This window comes from Stenotrophomonas veracruzanensis (assembly GCF_032911525.1).
Taxonomy (GTDB): Bacteria; Pseudomonadota; Gammaproteobacteria; order Xanthomonadales; family Xanthomonadaceae; genus Stenotrophomonas; species Stenotrophomonas africana.
Map to the genome: position 1 here is coordinate 31,948 of NZ_JAWJTI010000032.1, position 15,443 is coordinate 47,390.

A 15,443-nucleotide genomic window follows, 5' to 3' on the forward strand; every position below is an offset into this window, starting at 1 on the left:
AATTGCCCAGCGGAAATGCGCCGGCGACCCAATACTAGTCTCGGTAGTTAAGAGTTTGTAAATAGACTATGTCGAAATAATTCACCACGTATCGTTGAGGTGATGAAAATGTGAAGGAAATCGCGGGCTTGCAGATAACCTGGGTCTATAGCGACGACGGGTTGATGCTGCGGCGCAGCGCGGATTGCGCGCGGGCCGGGCGTCGTCCCGGTCCGGATCAGGCCACGAACGGCCGGAACTGGATGCCCAACCCTGCAATGCCGTCGGTCTCGCCGATCAGGTCCGCGCGCAGCAGAGGGCGGGCATCGATGAAGGCCTGCGGCACAATCAGCGACAGGCGGTTGTCATCGGCGGTCAGTTCCAGCGCCGGCAGCGGGGCGTCCTCATGGGCGCGATTGAGCAGCACCGCCAGCCGCAGCAGGGCGGCCAACCGGCGTGCGGTCAGCAGCAGGCGCTCGGGCAGGGCGTCGAAGGCGGTCTTGGTCACGCTGCGACGGTGGCTGCGCACCAGGGCGGCCAGCATCTGCTGTTCCTGCCGCGAGAAGCCGGCGATATCCGAGTGCTCCAGCACATAGCTGCCATGCACGTGGTAGCCGCTGTGGGCAATCATCAGGCCCAGTTCGTGCAGGCGCGCGGCCCAGCCGAGCATGCGCGCGTCGTCGGCATCGAGCCGCCAGCGTTCCTGCACCTGCTCCAGCAGTGACAGGGCGGTGTCCTGGACGCGATCGGCCTGCACGGTATCGATGCCGTAGCGCTGGCTGAGCGCCGCCACCGATTCATCGCGCAGGTCGTTCTCGCCAGCGCGGCCGACGATGTCGTACAGGATGCCTTCGCGCATCGCTGCCTTGCTGACCAGCAGCTTCTGCAGGCCCAGCGCCTGGAAGGCGGCCTCCAGCACCAGGATGCCGCCGGCGATGATCGGACGACGGTCGCTGGACAGGCCCGGCAGCTGGATGTCGTCGATCTTCTTGGCCTTCAGCAGTTCGTCGCGCAGTTGCGGCAGCGCCTCGGCGGTGATCGCGCCCTTGCTCAGCTTCATCGTCGCGCAGATCTCGCTGATCGCCTTGTGCGTGCCCGATGAGCCCAGGGCTTCCTGCCAGCCCAGCGCGCGGTACTTGCTGGCGAAGGGCTGGAACTCGCGGCCGATCTCGGCCAGCGCATCCTTCCAGCGCTTCTTGCTCAGCTTGCCGCCGGGGAAGAAGCGTCGGGTGCTGGCGATGCAGCCGGCCTGAAGGCTTTCGCGCTCCAGGGTCTGCATGCCCATGCCGATGATGAATTCGGTGGAGCCGCCGCCGATGTCGATCACCAGCCGGCGCTGGCCGGGCTTGGGCGGTTGCGCGTGGGCCACGCCCAGGTAGATCAGGCGCGCTTCCTCGCGTCCGCTGACCACTTCGATGGCATGCCCCAGGGCGGTTTCGGCCGGAACCAGGAACGATTGCGGCGAGCGCAGCTGGCGCACGGTGTTGGTGGCCAGTGCGCGCACCCGGTGCGGCGGCACGTTGCGGATGCGCTGGCCGAAGCGGGCCAGGCATTCCAGCGCGCGCTGCCGCGCGGCGGAGGAGAGCCCACCTTTGCCGTCCAGGCCATCGGCCATGCGCACCGTCTCGCGCAGGCGGTCGATCACCCGCAGCTGGCCGAGCGTGTAGCGCGCGATGACCATGTGGAAACTATTGGAGCCAAGGTCGATGGCGGCCAGCAGGTCGCCATCCTGCAATGCGGGCGGAGTCGTGGTGGTATGCGGCATGGACGAATGTTAGCCGAAGGGGCGGTGTGCTCGTCACCGCGCGGCCTTCACATTTTGTGGGGGGAGTGCGGCAGGGCTGCGCCCTGCACCCGCAGAGGCAACGTCAACGTCAACGTCAAAAGCGGGGTATCCGTGGGATGGCGGGGCGGGTCCGGTTGCGGGGGACGGCGCAAGTACGTCCATGGCGCTCACGCCCCCGCAACCGGACCCTCCCCGCCTTCGACAGAATTCCGCTGCTGTTGGTAGGTGTCGACCGTTGGTCGGCACTGATCCAGTCCCGACTAGAATCGGTGCCTACCGCTCCTGGTAGGTGTCGACCTTGGTCGACACACCGGATTACAGCCCCTGCATCAATGCCATCTGAGCAGAATGCGGAGCTTCGTCGTGGGCCGGTGCGCGCTTGTGGTAGATGCCATCGGCATCCAGTTCCCAGGCGTTGAGATTGTCGTCCAGATAGTTCTGCAGTACCTCGCGGTACACCCGCTTGGCCAGCTCCGGGTCGAGGATCGGGAAGCAGGTCTCGACACGGCGCAGCAGGTTGCGCTCCAACCAGTCGGCGCTGGCACAGTACATCTCCGGTGCCCCGTCGTTGCCGAACCAGTAGACGCGGCTGTGCTCCAGGAAGCGGCCGACGATCGAGCGCACGCGGATGTTGTCCGACACGCCCGGCACGCCCGGGCGCAGGGTGCAGGCGCCGCGGATGATCAGGTCGATCTGCACGCCCGCCTGCGAAGCGGCGTACAGCGCGCGCACCACCTGCGGTTCGTTCAGGGCATTCATCTTGGCGATGATGCGCGCTGGGCGGCCGGCGGCGGCGATGCGCGTTTCGCGCTCGATGCGGCCGAGGATGCCGGTGTGCAGGGTGAAGGGCGACTGCAGCAGGCGCTTGAGCTTCATCTTCGAGGCCAGCCCGGACAGCTGCTGGAACAGCAGGTGCACGTCGTTGCCGATGTCCGCGTCGGCGGTGATCAGGCTGATGTCGGTGTACGCGCGGGCGGTACCGCTGTGGTAGTTGCCGGTGCCCAGGTGCACGTAGCGGCGCAGCTTGCGACCTTCGCGGCGCACGATCAGCAGCATCTTGGCGTGGGTCTTGTAGCCGACCACGCCGTACACCACCTGCACGCCGGCTTCCTGCAGGCGATCGGCCAGGCCCAGGTTGGCTTCTTCGTCGAAGCGTGCGCGCAGCTCGACCACCACGGTCACGTCCTTGCCGTTGCGCGCGGCCTGGATCAGGGCATCGACGATCAGCGAATCCTTGCCGGTGCGGTACAGGGTCTGCTTGATCGCCAGCACGTTGGGGTCGATCGCCGCCTGCCGGATCAGGTCCAGCACCGCCGTGAAGGCATCGAACGGGTGGTGCAGCAGCAGGTCCTGGCGCGCCGCGGTCTCGAAGATGCCGTCGCTGTCGCGCAGCGTGCGCGGGGTCATCGGCGGGTATTTCAGGTCCGGCTGCGCGATCAGGTCGTACAGCTGGATGATGCGGTTGAGGTTGACCGGGCCATCGATGCGGTACACCGCGTTTTCGGTCAGGCCGAAGTTCTGCAGCAGGGTGCGCACGATGTCGCGTGGCATGTCCTGCGCGATTTCCAGGCGCACCGCCGGCCGGTAGCCGCGGTCGACCAGTTCGTCGCGCAGCGCCAGCGCCAGGTTTTCCACTTCCTCCTCGTCCACCACCAGCTCGGAGTTGCGGGTGACGCGGAACTGGTAGGCACCCTGGACTTCCATGCCCGGGAACAGTTCATCGACGAAGGTCGACAGCACCGAGGACAGGAACACGAAGTTCTGCGGGCCGCCGAGCTTCTCCGGCAGCTGGATGATGCGCGGCAGCGAGCGTGGCGCACGCACGATGGCCAGGTGGCCGGCGCGGCCGAACGCGTCGGTGCCCTTCAACACCACCACGATGTTCAGTGATTTGTTGAGGATCTTCGGGAACGGATGCACCGGGTCCAGGCCCAGCGGCGACAGCACCGGCATGATCTCGTTGCGGAAATAGGCACGCAGCCAGCGCCTCTGGCGGTCGGTCCAGGAATGGCGGCCGAGCACGCCGATGCCGGCCTCCATCAGCGCCGGGCGCAGCGTCTCGTTCCAGCAGCGGTACTGCTGGTCCACCAGTTCGGCGGCGCGGTCGTGGATGGCATTGAGGATGGCCTGCGGGCTCATCCCGTCCGGCGCCGGCGGCAGGCCGAACTCCTGCGCGTGGCGCACGGCCGCGGCGCGGATCTCGAAGAACTCGTCGAGGTTGGTGCAGGAGATGCACATGAAGCGCAGGCGCTCCAGCAGCGGTACCTGCGGGTCCATCGCCTGCGCCAGCACGCGGAAGTTGAAATCCAGCTGCGACAGTTCGCGGTTGATGTAGAGCGCCGGGTCGCGCAACGGATCGTTGTCCGGGCTCACGGGGAGGGGGAGGGATCCGAGGCTGCTCATGGCGTCAATCTTCGATGGAAGTCAGGGGGGCGGACTCGCGCGGGCGCACGTGGTCGGCATCGAAATGGCAGGAGAACACCGAGCCCTTGCCGACCTCGCTTTCAATCTCCAGCCGCGCGTGGTGCAGGCCGAGGATGTGCTTGACGATGGACAGGCCCAGGCCGGTACCGCCGCTTTCGCGGGAACGACTGCTGGAGACACGGTAGAAACGTTCGGTCAGGCGTGGCAGGTGGGTGGCCGGGATGCCGTAGCCGGAATCGCGCACCGCCAGCACCGCGCCATCGCCTTCGCGGCGGAACTCGACCGCGATGCGGCCGCCGGCGGGCGTGTAGCGCACTGCATTGGTGACCAGGTTGGAGAAGGCGCTGTGCAGCTCCTTGGTCGATCCCTGCAGGTCAATGCCGGCCAGGTCGTCGATGCTGATCTGGTGGCGGCCCTGGCTGTGCGCTTCGGCTTCGCGGCGCAGGGTGGCCAGCATCGGCTGCATGGCCACGGTCTCTTCTTCGCTGTGTTCCTGCGATTCGAGGCGTGACAGCGTCAGCAGGTCCTCCACCAGCTGGGCCATGCGCTGGCTCTGCTTGCGCATTTCTTCCAGCATTGGTCCGGTGCCCGGGAAATCCTCCGGGTCCATCATGTCCAGGTAGCCGTGGACCACGGTGAGCGGCGTACGCAGCTCGTGTGAAACGTTGGCCACGAAATCGCGGCGCACCTGTTCCAGGCGCAGCAGCTTGCTGACGTCGCGGGCGATCAGCAGCCAGTAGTCCGACGAATAGGGAATCAGGCGCAGGTTCAGGCGGATCGCCGGATCGACCGGCGAAGGCACATCAAGGATCGGCTCGGCATTGCGGCCACCGGCCAGCCAGTGCGCCAGCGGCATCGGCTGCAGGCGCTCGACCAGGGCTTCGCCAAGGTCGCCCGGATGATGCAGGCCAAGCAGGGCGGTGGCCGCTTCGTTGAACCACTGCACGCGCTGGCTGTTGCGGTCCAGCACCACCACGGCATCGGGCAGCGCGGCGGCAGCAGCGCGGTAGCTGCGCAGCATGTCCAGCAGGCGGCGCTTGCGCACGCGCATTTCCACCTGGTTGCGGTACAGCAGGCGGTCCAGCTCGTTCCAGACGCCGGTGCCTTCCTCGGCGGTGTCCCAGCGCTGGCGTGCGGTCAGCCGGCGCAGAACGCTGCGCAGGCGCCAGTAGTGCCAGGCCAGGGTGGCGAGCGCGCCCAGTGCGATGCACAGCCACAGATGCCCCGAGAGCCACCCCACCAGTCCGGCGAACAGCAGTACCGCGGCAACGGTGGCCAGGGTCTTCAACCAGGCAGAGCGGATGTGGCGGGGCATTGCGATCTCGTCGTTGAGGTGCGGCGGTTCACTGGGGTGAACCGAGGGTTATAGCAGAGTTGCCGGCGCCGGCACCCGCGGGTGCGTGGCGCCGGCACGACGAGACTCAGGTGGCGGTGGAGAAGCGGTAGCCGGCGCCGCGCACGGTCTGCACCATGTTTTCGGCGTTGAACGGCTCCAGCGTTTTGCGCAGGCGGCGGATGTGCACGTCGATGGTGCGCTCCTCCACGTACACACTGCCGCCCCACACATGGTCCAGCAGCTGGGCGCGGGTGTAGACGCGCTCGGGGTGGGTCATGAAGAAGTGCAGCAGGCGGTATTCGGTGGGGCCGATCGGCACCGGCTGGTCGTTGGCGAACACGCGATGCGCGGCGCCGTCGATGCGGATCGGGCCGACCGCCACGCTGCCGTCCTCGTCGTCCTCGCGGGCGCGGCGCATGACCGCACGGATGCGGGCCAGCAGTTCGCGCGCCGAGAACGGCTTGACCACGTAATCGTCTACACCGGCCTCGAGGCCGCCGACGCGGTCGTTTTCCTCGCCACGGGCGGTCAGCATGATGATCGGCACTTCGCGGGTCAGGGTTTCCTTGCGCCAGCGGCGGGCCAGGTCCAGGCCGCTGGTACCGGGCAGCATCCAGTCCAGCAGGATCAGATCGGGAACCCGGTCGGCGATCGCGGTCTGGGCCTCACGGGCATCGCCGGCGTGGACCGGTTCGTAATCGCCCTTGCGAAGGGCGAAGGCGACCATTTCACGGATCGCGGGCTCGTCATCGACGATCAGGATGCGTTTCTGCACGAGGACACCGTAGGGCTCGGTTACTGGAGTGGTGCCAGTAGACTACGGTTTGATGACATGTTTGTGACTGCCGGGCCGGAACCGGCCTGGATTGCCATCGACCGGTCATGCAGCGCTCAGCGGCGGTCCAGATCCGGGTCCTGCACGCCCTGGCGGCGCAGTTCCAGCACGGTGGGCGTGATCGCTTCGATGCGTGCGTCCACCCGGGCCCGGCCGACATAGTCCAGTGCCGGGTTGCGCTTGAGCGCCTGCAGCTGCATCAGCGATTGTTCCGGGCGGCCGCTGAGGAAGGCCGCCTCGGCATAGGCTTCGCTGGCGCGCACGCTGTCACCGGCCAGTTCGCTGGCGCGGGCGTACCGCTGCTGGAAGACCGGATCGTTACCACTTTGCGACAACAGCGGCCGCAGCATCGCCTGCGCACGCTGGCCGGCCTCGCGGGTGCCCTGTTCGTTCAGGATCTCGGCATAGGTCAGTGCCACCGGACGGCTGTTGGGGTGCTCGCGCAGCAACTGTTCGAAACGGCTGTTGGCCTGCGCGCCCAGTCCGGCACGCGATTCGGCCTCGCCCAGCCCCAGTGCCAGCCACAGGTTGTCCGGTCGGGTCTGCAGCAGGCTGGCCAGGGTCTGCCGGGCCTGCGTGGCGCCGCTGCGGCCGCCGCGCATGATCGCCAGGGCCTGGCCGTAGCGCTGGGCGTCGTTCAGGCCATCCTTCTGCCGCTTGGCCAGATCGGCATACTCGCGTTCCAGTTCAGGGGTGGAATCAGCGCTGAGCACGCGCAGGCGCTCGCGCGCCCAGTCGAAGTCGCCGCTGGCGCCGCGGGCGAGCTGGCCCATCGGAATGCGCAGCACGCTGCTGGGCAGCAGCGGGTTGTTTCCGCGCAGCATCGGCTCGGCCAAGCTCGGGTCGGCCGGATCGACCCGCTCCCTGCGCTCGCCGCTGGGGGTGCTGGTGGTCAGCAGCACCGTGTCCTTCTTCATCTGCTCGGCGCGCGCCTTGGCCTCGCTGATGCGGGTGATGTTGACCGGATGGGTGCGCAGGAACTCGGGCACGCTGTAGCCGCCCTCGTTGCCGCGCATCGCCGAGGCCATCCGCTCGAAGAAGCCGGCCATGGCATCCACGTCGTAGCCGCTGCGCGAGAGGGTGCGGATGCCGAGGCGGTCGGCCTCGGACTCGTTGGAGCGGGTGTAGTTGATCTGCCGCTGCTGCATCAGGCCCATGCCGGAGCTGATCGCGGCCATCGTCGCGTTGCCGGAGGAGGTGCTGTTGCTGGCCTGCGCGGCCACCACCGCCGCCAGCATGCCGAGCAGGATCGGGATCTGGTCGCGTTGGGCACGCTCGACCCCGCGCAGCACGTGCTGCTGGGTGACGTGGGCGATTTCGTGGGACAGCACCGCAGCCACCTCGTCCTCGCGCTCGGCGGTCAGCACCAGGCCGGCATTGACCCCGATGTAGCCGCCCAGCGTGGCGAAGGCGTTGATCTGGCGGTCCTTTATCACGAAGAAGGTGTAGGGCTGGCGCGGCTGGTCGCTGTTGGAGCCGAGGCGGGTGCCCATGGTCTGCAGCCAGTCGTTGACCAGCGGATCGTCCAGCAGGTAGCCATAGTTGCGCAGCTCGCGCAGCATCATCGCGCCGTATTCGGCTTGCCGGGCCGGAGTCAGCAGCTCGCCGGCCGACGAGCCGATGTCGGGCAGCTTCTCCTGGGCCTGGGCCAGCGGCATGGCCAGGGCCAGGGTGACGGCGGTAGTCAGCAGCAGGGCTCGCAAGCAGGAGGTCCTCGGGCGGGGCGCGCCAAGCGTGGCAGGGCAGGGGGCAACCATTCGTTAATCCACAGTGTTGCGGCCGTGGCGTGGAATTTCCAGCGCACCGGTACCATATGTAGACCGTCGATCCATCGTGGAGTTTCCCGTGACAGCCCAGACCGCCGGCGGTGCCCCCGCCATCACCCTCTATTCCACCGCCGTCTGCCCGTACTGCGTGGCCGCCAAGAACTTCCTGAAGAGCAAGGGCCAGCAGTGGACCGAGGTCCGCATCGACCTGGACCCGGCCGAGCGCGAGAAGATGATCGCGCTGACCCGCCGCACCAGCGTGCCGCAGATCTTCGTCGGCGACGTCCATGTCGGCGGCTACGACGACATGATGGCCCTGCACCGTGAAGGCAAGCTCGAGCCGCTGCTGGCCGGGCAGGGCCAGGCATGAGCGCGGCCGACGACGGCAGCAAGGATCGCATTGCCGAGTTCACCGATTTCCGCAAGCGCATGAACGAGCGCATCCTGGGCGAGCCGAACCAGGTGGTGCGCCGCTTCTTCGCGCTGGATACCCAGACCTACCAGGCCGGCGCGCTGGACGTGAAGACCAAGGAACTGCTGGGCCTGGTGGCCTCGATGGTGCTGCGCTGCGACGACTGCATCAGCTACCACGTGGCCCAATGCAAGGACGCCGGGGTCACTCGCGAGGAATTCTTCGAGACCTTCTCGGTCGGCCTGGTGGTCGGCGGCTCGATTGTGATCCCGCACCTGCGCCGCGCGGTCGACTTCCTCGACCAGCTTGAAGGTGGCGCCGCCGCCCCGGCAGCGCACGAGCACTGAGGGTAGTGCCGGCCGCTGGCCGGCATCGCCTGAACCCGGCATGGCCGGGGTTGCCGGCCCCCCCCCCCCCCACTACCGGACCTGCAAGGGGGACTTCCCCGCAATCCAACAGTCCAGGAGCCCCCTTGTTGTTCAAGGGGGCGCGCCGACAGGCGCAGGGTTAAGGCGGTATGCGCGGGCAAAACCGCAGAGCGGTTTGCTCAAGGGGGCGCGCCGACAGGCGCGGGGATAAGGTGGGATGCGCGGGCAATTCTGCCTGAGCCGGGAAGCGGGCCCTTGCTTGCCTTCCTGGCATTACCCGACCTGGGGGGGCCTTCCCCGTGATCCAACAGCCCAGGAGCCCCTTCTTGTTGAAGGGGCGCGCCGACAGGCGGGGGTAGAGGAGAAATGCGCGGGCAATTATGTCTTGGCCGGGGCCGGGACCATCGTCTACTTGGGCAGCCGCCCCCGGCTAAGGCATAATTGCCGGTGAAACTTCCTTTGCGCCGGCGTTTCCGGGCACGTCCGGACGGCGTTTTTCCCCCTGTTCGGAACATCGATCAATGACGCAGAAAATTACGGTCATCCGCGGCGACGGCATTGGCCCGGAAATCATGGACGCCACCCTGTTCGTGCTCGACCAGCTCAAGACTGGCCTGGAGTACGAAGACGCCGACGCCGGCCTGGTGGCCCTGGAAAAGCACGGCGACCTGATGCCGGCGGTGACCCTGGAATCGATCGCGCGCAACAAGGTTGCGCTGAAGAGCCCGCTGACCACGCCGGTCGGTGGTGGCTTCACCTCGATCAACGTCAGCCTGCGCCGCCACTTCGACCTGTACGCCAACGTGCGTCCGGCCCACACCTTCCCGAACACCAAGTCGCGTTTCGACAACGTCGACCTGATCACCGTTCGTGAGAACACCGAAGGTGCGTACCTGGCCGAGGGCCAGGAAGTGTCGGCCGACGGCGAGACCGCCTTCTCCGGCACCCGCATCACCCGCAAGGGCTCCGAGCGCATCGTGCGCTACGCCTTCGAGCTGGCCAAGAGCACCGGCCGCAAGAAGGTCACCGCCGTGCACAAGGCCAACATCATCAAGTCGACCTCGGGCCTGTTCCTGAACGTCGCCCGTGAAGTGGCCGCGCAGTACCCGGACATCGAATTCCAGGAAATGATCGTCGACAACTGCTGCATGCAGCTGGTGATGCGTCCGGAACAGTTCGACGTGATCGTCACCACCAACCTCTTCGGCGACATCATCTCCGACCTGTGCGCCGGCCTCGTCGGCGGCCTGGGCCTGGCCCCGGGTGCCAACATCGGCAAGGACGCGGCGATCTTCGAAGCCGTGCACGGCACCGCGCCGGACATCGCTGGCCAGGGCAAGGCCAATCCGTGCGCGCTGCTGCTGGCCGCCGCGCAGATGCTGGACCATGTCGGCCAGCCGGAAAACGCCGAGCGCCTGCGCAAGGCCATCGTGGCGACCATGGAAGCCAAGGATTCGCTGACCGGCGACCTGGGCGGTACCGGCACCACCATGAGCTTTGCCCAGGCCATCGCCAGCCGCCTGTAAGCGGCCGGCGTTCCGGCTGGAGATCGTCTCAGGCGATGTCCAGTCCGGGCCTGCAAGCGTTGAAGACGGGCCGTCCTTGTACGGCCCGTCTGCGTTTTGAGCTGCGCGTTTTTCACCGAGAGGGTTTTATGGATGCCTGAGACGGCTGTGTGGATCCTGGTGGCTGCTGCCGTTTACGTTCTGGGCGTAGCCATCTACTTCGTCTTCTACTGGCCATGGTCCCGTTCGCAGCGCGCGCTGCGCCGCCTGCGCAGGGAGGGGGTACCCGTTCGCAGCATGCGGCGGTCCGAGGAGCGCGTACTGCAGTTGATCGAGTTTCCGGCAGGGGCGCCGGTTCTCCTGCTGGAAGGGGCCTGCGCGGAATTCGTTATCAGGAGCGTCAATGCGCCTGCCCGCCATGTCCAGACCTTGGCTGGCGTTCCGGTGAAGTATCCGGCCGGCCTGCAGCATGCCGTGCGCGCCGGTAGCAATACCGCCGAAGTCGTGCTCGGGCGCGAGTACGCGATGATCGTACGGCTCAATGGGGCAAAGCTGACCCAGTAGCGTCGAGCCATGCTCGACTCTACAGGAGCGGTCTGTGCAGAATTCGCACAGATCATGTGCTGCTACATGGCTGGTTCGTGCGCCAACTGCTCCGCATCCTGTGGCCACTTTCCACCGCACAGGAGCACATCATGAATCTCACCACCTTCGGCCTGGCCGGCCTGATCGGCATGGCCACCACTGCGTCGGTCGCTGCTGCCGAGCCGGCCCATCCCACCATCCGCCATATGGCGGGCGCGCCGGTCGCGGCCTCGCTGGATGCGGCGAAGACCGCCGTGCTGGTGATCGACTTCCAGAACGAGTACTTCGATGCCAAGGCCGCACCGGGCTTTGCCGGTGGCCGCATGGTCATTCCCGATGGCGTGGCCGCACTGCGCCAAGCCAAGCGGGTGGTCGAGTTCGCCGATGCCCACGGCATCCGCGTGATCCATGTGCAGCACGTGTTGCCGGCCGGCGCACCGCTGTTCGCGCAGGGCAGCGTCAATGCCGCCTTCCATCGCGACCTGCAGCCGCGCAAGGGTGAGACAGTCGTGCAGAAGGACAACGTGAGTGTGTTCGCTGGGAACTCGGCCGCGGTGCTCGACACGGTGCTGAAGGATGCCGGTATCGACACGCTGATCGTCACCGGCCTGCAGACCCATGCCTGTGTGGTCGGTGCTGCGCGCGACGCGGCGGCGGCTCCGCGCGGTTACCGGGTGATCGTATCGTCCGATGCCAGCGCCAGCCGCGACCTTGACCTGGCCGGTGGCCAGCGCATCGTTCATCGCGCGCTGCATGACGCCTCGCTGGCGCAGATCGAAGACGCCTTCGGTGATGTCATGAGCACCGACGCGATCCTGGCGCTGCCGGTGCGCAAGGCCAGCGACGGCGCTTGATAAGCTGGTGAGGCCCGCATGCCGTGGGCCCCGCCACGTGGAGCCACTTGCCGATGGATCACTTCGCCGCCCTGCGTGCGCTGCGCGCCATCGTCGACGCAGGCAGCTTCACTGCGGCTGCCGAGCGCCTGGGTACCACCCACTCGGCGATGTCACGGCAGCTGCGGCAGCTGGAAGAGCATCTGCAGGTGCGGTTGCTCGATCGCAACAGCCGCCGGCTGTCACTGACCGAAGCCGGTCGCGATTACTACCGCGAGGCGGCAGCGCTGCTGGATCGCCTGCAGGAAGCAGATGATCGCGTGCGTGCCGGGCAGGCGCAGCCCAGTGGCATCGTACGCATCAGCGTGCCGCAGGTCGTGGCCAGCCAGGAGTTGTCGCATTGGCTGCCGTCGTTCCTGCAGCGCTACCCGCAGGTCGCGCTTGACCTGTCGGCCGATGATCAACTGGTCGATGTCGTCGGTGGTGGCTTCGACCTGGCCCTGCGCATCGCGGCCTCGTTGCCGGACAGCCAGCTGGTCGCACGCGAGCTGGCCAGCTGCCCGCGCATCCTGGTCGCTGCACCGGCGTATCTGGCACAGCACGGTCTGCCCCGGCAGGCGTCGGACCTCGCGCAGCACACGCTGCTGGGGTTCAGTCCTACCGCGGCGATGTCACCCTGGCAGCTGCAAGGGCCGCGCGGTGCCACCGCAAGCATCGAGGCGGGGCAGCGCCTGCGCGTGGACGCCACGCCGGCGCTGTACGCCGCCGCGCTGGCCGGGATGGGCATCAGCCTGTTCACTGCGCTGACCGTGCAGGAGGACCTGCGCGCCGGCCGCCTGATCCGTGTGCTGCCCGCCTGGCACGCAGGACAGCGGCGTTACTTCGCGCTGTATCCGCATGCGCGGGCGCTGGCGCCGAAGGTGCGTGCGCTGGTCGAGCACCTCGCGGCGCACTACGCTGCGCAGGTGGGCGCGGCAGGGTAGTCGCGCGACAGCAACCGAGGTGGTGATGGAGTCGGTGTATCTGCTGGTCGCGCTGGGCGCGATCGTCGCCGGATTCGTGCAGGGCCTGTCCGGCTTCGCCTTTGGCATGGTGGCGATGTCGTTCTGGGCGTGGGGACTGGAGCCACGGCTGGCGGCGACGTTGTCGGTGTTTGGTGCGCTGGTCGGGCAGCTGGTCGCGGTGGTCACCGTGCGCCGCGGATTCAACCTGCGCCTGCTGCTGCCGTTCGTGCTGGGCGGGCTGGCCGGCATTCCGCTGGGCGTGATGGTGTTGCCGCAGCTGGACATGGACTGGTTCAAGGCGCTGCTGGGCGGCTTCCTGGCGCTGTGGTGCCCGGTGATGCTGATGGCACGCTCGTTGCCGCCGATCACCATCGGAGGGCGCGTGGGTGACGCCATTGCCGGTATGGCCGGTGGCGTGCTCAGTGGCATCGGTGGCTTCGCCGGGCCGGTGCCGACGTTGTGGAGCACGCTGCGCGGCTTCGGCAAGGACGAGCAGCGCGCGGTCATCCAGAACTTCAATCTGGCGATGCTGGCGGTGACCATGGCCACCTATGTCGGCAGCGGCCTGGTGAGTCGGCAGATGTTGCCGTACTTCGCCATCGTGGCACCGGCCATGCTGGTGCCGACCCTGCTGGGCGCGCGGGTTTATATCGGTATCAGCGAGGCGCGCTTCCGGCAGGTTGTACTGAGCCTGCTGACCGCATCCGGCATCGCGTTGCTCGCCTCGTCGCTGCCGGTGCTGCTGGCGCGCTGAGGGAGGAACGACAAAGGGCGCCACGTGAGGCGCCCTTTGTCGTCTATGGCATGTTGCGACTCAGCGCTGCTGGATCTTTGACAGCAGGCGCAGGAACTCCACGTACAGCCAGACCAGGGTCACCATCAGGCCGAATGCGCCATACCACTCCATGTACTTCGGTGCTCGCTGGGCGACACCGGTCTCGATGAAGTCGAAGTCCAGCACCAGATTCAGCGCGGCCACGACCACCACGAACAGGCTGAAGGCGATGCCCAGCCAGCCGGAGTCATGGATCACCGGCACGTTGATGTTGAAGAAGCCCAGCACGAACGACGCCAGGTAGAGCAGGGCGATGCCGCCGGTGGCCGCGATCACGCCCAGCTTGAAGTTCTCGGTGGCCTTGATCAGGCCACTGCGGTACGCGAACAGCAGCGCGAACAGGGTGCCGAAGGTCAGCAGGACGGCCTGGAACACGATGCCCGGGAACTTGGCGTTGAACACGGCCGAGATGGCGCCGAGGAACAGACCTTCCACCAGCGCGTACATCGGCGCGGTGACCGGCGACCATTCCTTCTTGAAGACGGTGATCAGCGCCAGCACCAGGCCGCCGATGGCGCCGCCCATGGCATACAGCTTGGCCCCGGCCATGACCTGGCCGTAGTCGTCGATGGTCTGGTTCCAGGCGAACGCGGCCGTCAGCACGGTCAACAACAGCAGGAAACCGGTCTTGTTGACCGTGCCGTTGAGGGTCATTGCCTGGTCGGGGCTGGTCACCACCGAGCCGCTGGCGAGGTCGAGGAAGGTCGACTCGGAAAGAGCCGGGTTGCCGCTGCGCATGCGTGTTCTCCGTGCGAATAAGGGGCTGGACGGCCATCCGGCCGATGACCGGGAGCATAGCCGATGGTTGCGCGTGGTGCCGTGTCAGGCGCTGGGTGCGAGTCGCCCGCGTTGACAGTTCATGATGCGCTTGGCCACAATGACCAGCTCCCCGGGCCTGGCTCGAGGGGATTGCAAGACCGGGGTATAGCGCAGTCTGGTAGCGCGCCTGCTTTGGGAGCAGGATGTCGGGGGTTCGAATCCCTCTACCCCGACCAATCCCACATCACGTCGGATTGGACGCCGTTCCGGTTCGGGCGCCCGTAGCTCAACTGGATAGAGCACCGGCCTTCTAAGCCGGCGGTTACAGGTTCGATTCCTGTCGGGCGCGCCATCGGCGAGCACCGGGATCGCATCGGCGGATGTGAAGAAGTGCTTGCAAAAGGGTAAAGACTCCACCAGAATATCGGACTCGCTTCGGCGGACCGGAACTTCGGTGACAGTCCCCCAGGCAAAGGTTTGAAGTTCCAGTGCCGGTGGTCTTGGCGGTGGAGCGAAAGTTTCAGTGGTGGCTGTAGCTCAGTTGGTTAGAGTACCGGATTGTGATTCCGGTGGTCGGGGGTTCGAATCCCCTCAGCCACCCCACTGATTCAACCGCATCGGCGCAGCCGAAACGGTATTGCAATAAACAGAAAGCACGCTACAATGTGCGTCTGAGTTTCACGGGCCGTTAGCTCAGTTGGTAGAGCAGTTGACTCTTAATCAATAGGTCCAAGGTTCGAATCCTTGACGGCCCACCAAGACAGAAGCCACCTGGTACGCCAGGTGGCTTTTTTCTTATAAGTGTGACCCTTTGGTTTCATTGGATCACCGACTGCAGAAATCCCGCCTGGCGTGGGTCTGCAGTGGCAGCGGGATCGCGGTACTGGTTTCAACGACGTTGAAAAAAGTGCTTGCACCCTCCGAGCGGATCGGGTCATAATTCGCGCCCCGATTTCGGGCTGTTAGCTCAGTTGGTAGAGCAGTTGACTCTTAATCAATAGGTCCAAGGTTCGAAT

At 66.5% G+C, this 15,443-nt stretch carries 13 protein-coding genes and 4 tRNA genes; 11 read left to right on the top strand and 6 right to left on the bottom strand.

The features are described 5' to 3' along the window. Positions 1-217 precede the first annotated feature (217 nt). The 5 genes from ppx to R1H25_RS16295 all read right to left on the bottom strand — a co-directional run bounded on the left by ppx (position 218) and on the right by R1H25_RS16295 (position 8,117). Positions 218-1,744, bottom strand: a complete 1,527-nt coding sequence (gene ppx / locus R1H25_RS16275) for an exopolyphosphatase (protein WP_049447219.1) — start codon at positions 1,742-1,744, stop codon at positions 218-220. A gap of 336 nt (positions 1,745-2,080) precedes the next feature. Continuing rightward, a complete protein-coding gene (gene ppk1, locus R1H25_RS16280; protein WP_241881832.1) occupies positions 2,081-4,168 on the bottom strand; it encodes a polyphosphate kinase 1 in 2,088 nt (695 codons plus the stop codon). Positions 4,169-4,172: 4 nt separating this feature from the next. After that, a complete protein-coding gene (gene phoR, locus R1H25_RS16285) occupies positions 4,173-5,504 on the bottom strand; it encodes a phosphate regulon sensor histidine kinase PhoR (protein ID WP_049447191.1) in 1,332 nt (443 codons plus the stop codon). A 106-nt stretch (positions 5,505-5,610) separates the two neighbouring features. Then, positions 5,611-6,300: a phosphate regulon transcriptional regulator PhoB gene (phoB, locus tag R1H25_RS16290; RefSeq protein ID WP_005408258.1), complete on the bottom strand. Its 690-nt coding sequence runs from the start codon at positions 6,298-6,300 to the stop codon at positions 5,611-5,613. Positions 6,301-6,416: 116 nt separating this feature from the next. Further along, on the bottom strand, positions 6,417-8,117 hold the full coding sequence (locus R1H25_RS16295) for a M48 family metalloprotease (protein ID WP_317224106.1): 1,701 nt from the start codon (positions 8,115-8,117) through the stop codon (positions 6,417-6,419). A gap of 88 nt (positions 8,118-8,205) precedes the next feature. On the opposite strand from R1H25_RS16295, the gene grxC reads away from it, so the two are divergent. From grxC to R1H25_RS16330, 7 genes are all read left to right on the top strand, one after another. Further along, positions 8,206-8,496, top strand: coding sequence for a glutaredoxin 3 (gene grxC / locus R1H25_RS16300; protein WP_049447194.1), 291 nt, complete (start codon positions 8,206-8,208; stop codon positions 8,494-8,496). Continuing rightward, complete coding sequence (locus R1H25_RS16305) at positions 8,493-8,885, top strand: carboxymuconolactone decarboxylase family protein (protein ID WP_005408260.1); 393 nt, start codon at positions 8,493-8,495, stop codon at positions 8,883-8,885. Before grxC ends, R1H25_RS16305 begins: the two co-directional genes overlap by 4 nt. Positions 8,886-9,427: 542 nt before the next feature. Continuing rightward, complete coding sequence (locus R1H25_RS16310) at positions 9,428-10,432, top strand: isocitrate dehydrogenase (RefSeq protein WP_032129081.1); 1,005 nt, start codon at positions 9,428-9,430, stop codon at positions 10,430-10,432. Between the two features lie 132 nt (positions 10,433-10,564). Beyond that, positions 10,565-10,975: a hypothetical protein gene (locus tag R1H25_RS16315; protein WP_129550570.1), complete on the top strand. Its 411-nt coding sequence runs from the start codon at positions 10,565-10,567 to the stop codon at positions 10,973-10,975. A gap of 131 nt (positions 10,976-11,106) precedes the next feature. After that, a complete protein-coding gene (locus R1H25_RS16320) occupies positions 11,107-11,850 on the top strand; it encodes a cysteine hydrolase (RefSeq protein ID WP_317224107.1) in 744 nt (247 codons plus the stop codon). Positions 11,851-11,903: 53 nt separating this feature from the next. Next, positions 11,904-12,812: a LysR family transcriptional regulator gene (locus R1H25_RS16325; protein ID WP_317224108.1), complete on the top strand. Its 909-nt coding sequence runs from the start codon at positions 11,904-11,906 to the stop codon at positions 12,810-12,812. A 25-nt stretch (positions 12,813-12,837) separates the two neighbouring features. Next, on the top strand, positions 12,838-13,587 hold the full coding sequence (locus R1H25_RS16330; RefSeq protein ID WP_057499972.1) for a sulfite exporter TauE/SafE family protein: 750 nt from the start codon (positions 12,838-12,840) through the stop codon (positions 13,585-13,587). 60 nt (positions 13,588-13,647) lie between these two features. Here the strand turns inward: R1H25_RS16330 and R1H25_RS16335 are convergent, their stop codons facing one another. Beyond that, positions 13,648-14,406 carry a Bax inhibitor-1/YccA family protein gene (locus R1H25_RS16335; protein ID WP_021202979.1) on the bottom strand — a complete coding sequence of 253 codons (759 nt, stop codon included), beginning with the start codon at positions 14,404-14,406 and terminating at the stop codon, positions 13,648-13,650. Positions 14,407-14,586: 180 nt separating this feature from the next. On the opposite strand from R1H25_RS16335, the gene R1H25_RS16340 reads away from it, so the two are divergent. The 4 genes from R1H25_RS16340 (at position 14,587) to R1H25_RS16355 (ending at position 15,185) form a co-directional block, all read left to right on the top strand. Then, positions 14,587-14,663: transfer RNA gene (locus R1H25_RS16340), tRNA-Pro, on the top strand. Between the two features lie 39 nt (positions 14,664-14,702). Further along, a tRNA-Arg gene (locus R1H25_RS16345) sits at positions 14,703-14,779 on the top strand. A gap of 174 nt (positions 14,780-14,953) precedes the next feature. Continuing rightward, positions 14,954-15,030: transfer RNA gene (locus R1H25_RS16350), tRNA-His, on the top strand. 79 nt (positions 15,031-15,109) lie between these two features. After that, a tRNA-Lys gene (locus tag R1H25_RS16355) sits at positions 15,110-15,185 on the top strand. Positions 15,186-15,443: the final 258 nt, after the last annotated feature.

Coding starts and splice junctions, on each gene's coding strand:
- ppx (WP_049447219.1), bottom strand. CDS start 1,744: ATGCCGCATACCACCACGACTCCGCCCGCATTGCAGGATGGCGACCTG.
- ppk1 (WP_241881832.1), bottom strand. CDS start 4,168: ATGAGCAGCCTCGGATCCCTCCCCCTCCCCGTGAGCCCGGACAACGAT.
- phoR (WP_049447191.1), bottom strand. CDS start 5,504: ATGCCCCGCCACATCCGCTCTGCCTGGTTGAAGACCCTGGCCACCGTT.
- R1H25_RS16295 (WP_317224106.1), bottom strand. CDS start 8,117: ATGGTTGCCCCCTGCCCTGCCACGCTTGGCGCGCCCCGCCCGAGGACC.
- R1H25_RS16305 (WP_005408260.1), top strand. CDS start 8,493: ATGAGCGCGGCCGACGACGGCAGCAAGGATCGCATTGCCGAGTTCACC.
- R1H25_RS16310 (WP_032129081.1), top strand. CDS start 9,428: ATGACGCAGAAAATTACGGTCATCCGCGGCGACGGCATTGGCCCGGAA.
- R1H25_RS16315 (WP_129550570.1), top strand. CDS start 10,565: ATGCCTGAGACGGCTGTGTGGATCCTGGTGGCTGCTGCCGTTTACGTT.
- R1H25_RS16320 (WP_317224107.1), top strand. CDS start 11,107: ATGAATCTCACCACCTTCGGCCTGGCCGGCCTGATCGGCATGGCCACC.
- R1H25_RS16325 (WP_317224108.1), top strand. CDS start 11,904: ATGGATCACTTCGCCGCCCTGCGTGCGCTGCGCGCCATCGTCGACGCA.
- R1H25_RS16330 (WP_057499972.1), top strand. CDS start 12,838: ATGGAGTCGGTGTATCTGCTGGTCGCGCTGGGCGCGATCGTCGCCGGA.
- R1H25_RS16335 (WP_021202979.1), bottom strand. CDS start 14,406: ATGCGCAGCGGCAACCCGGCTCTTTCCGAGTCGACCTTCCTCGACCTC.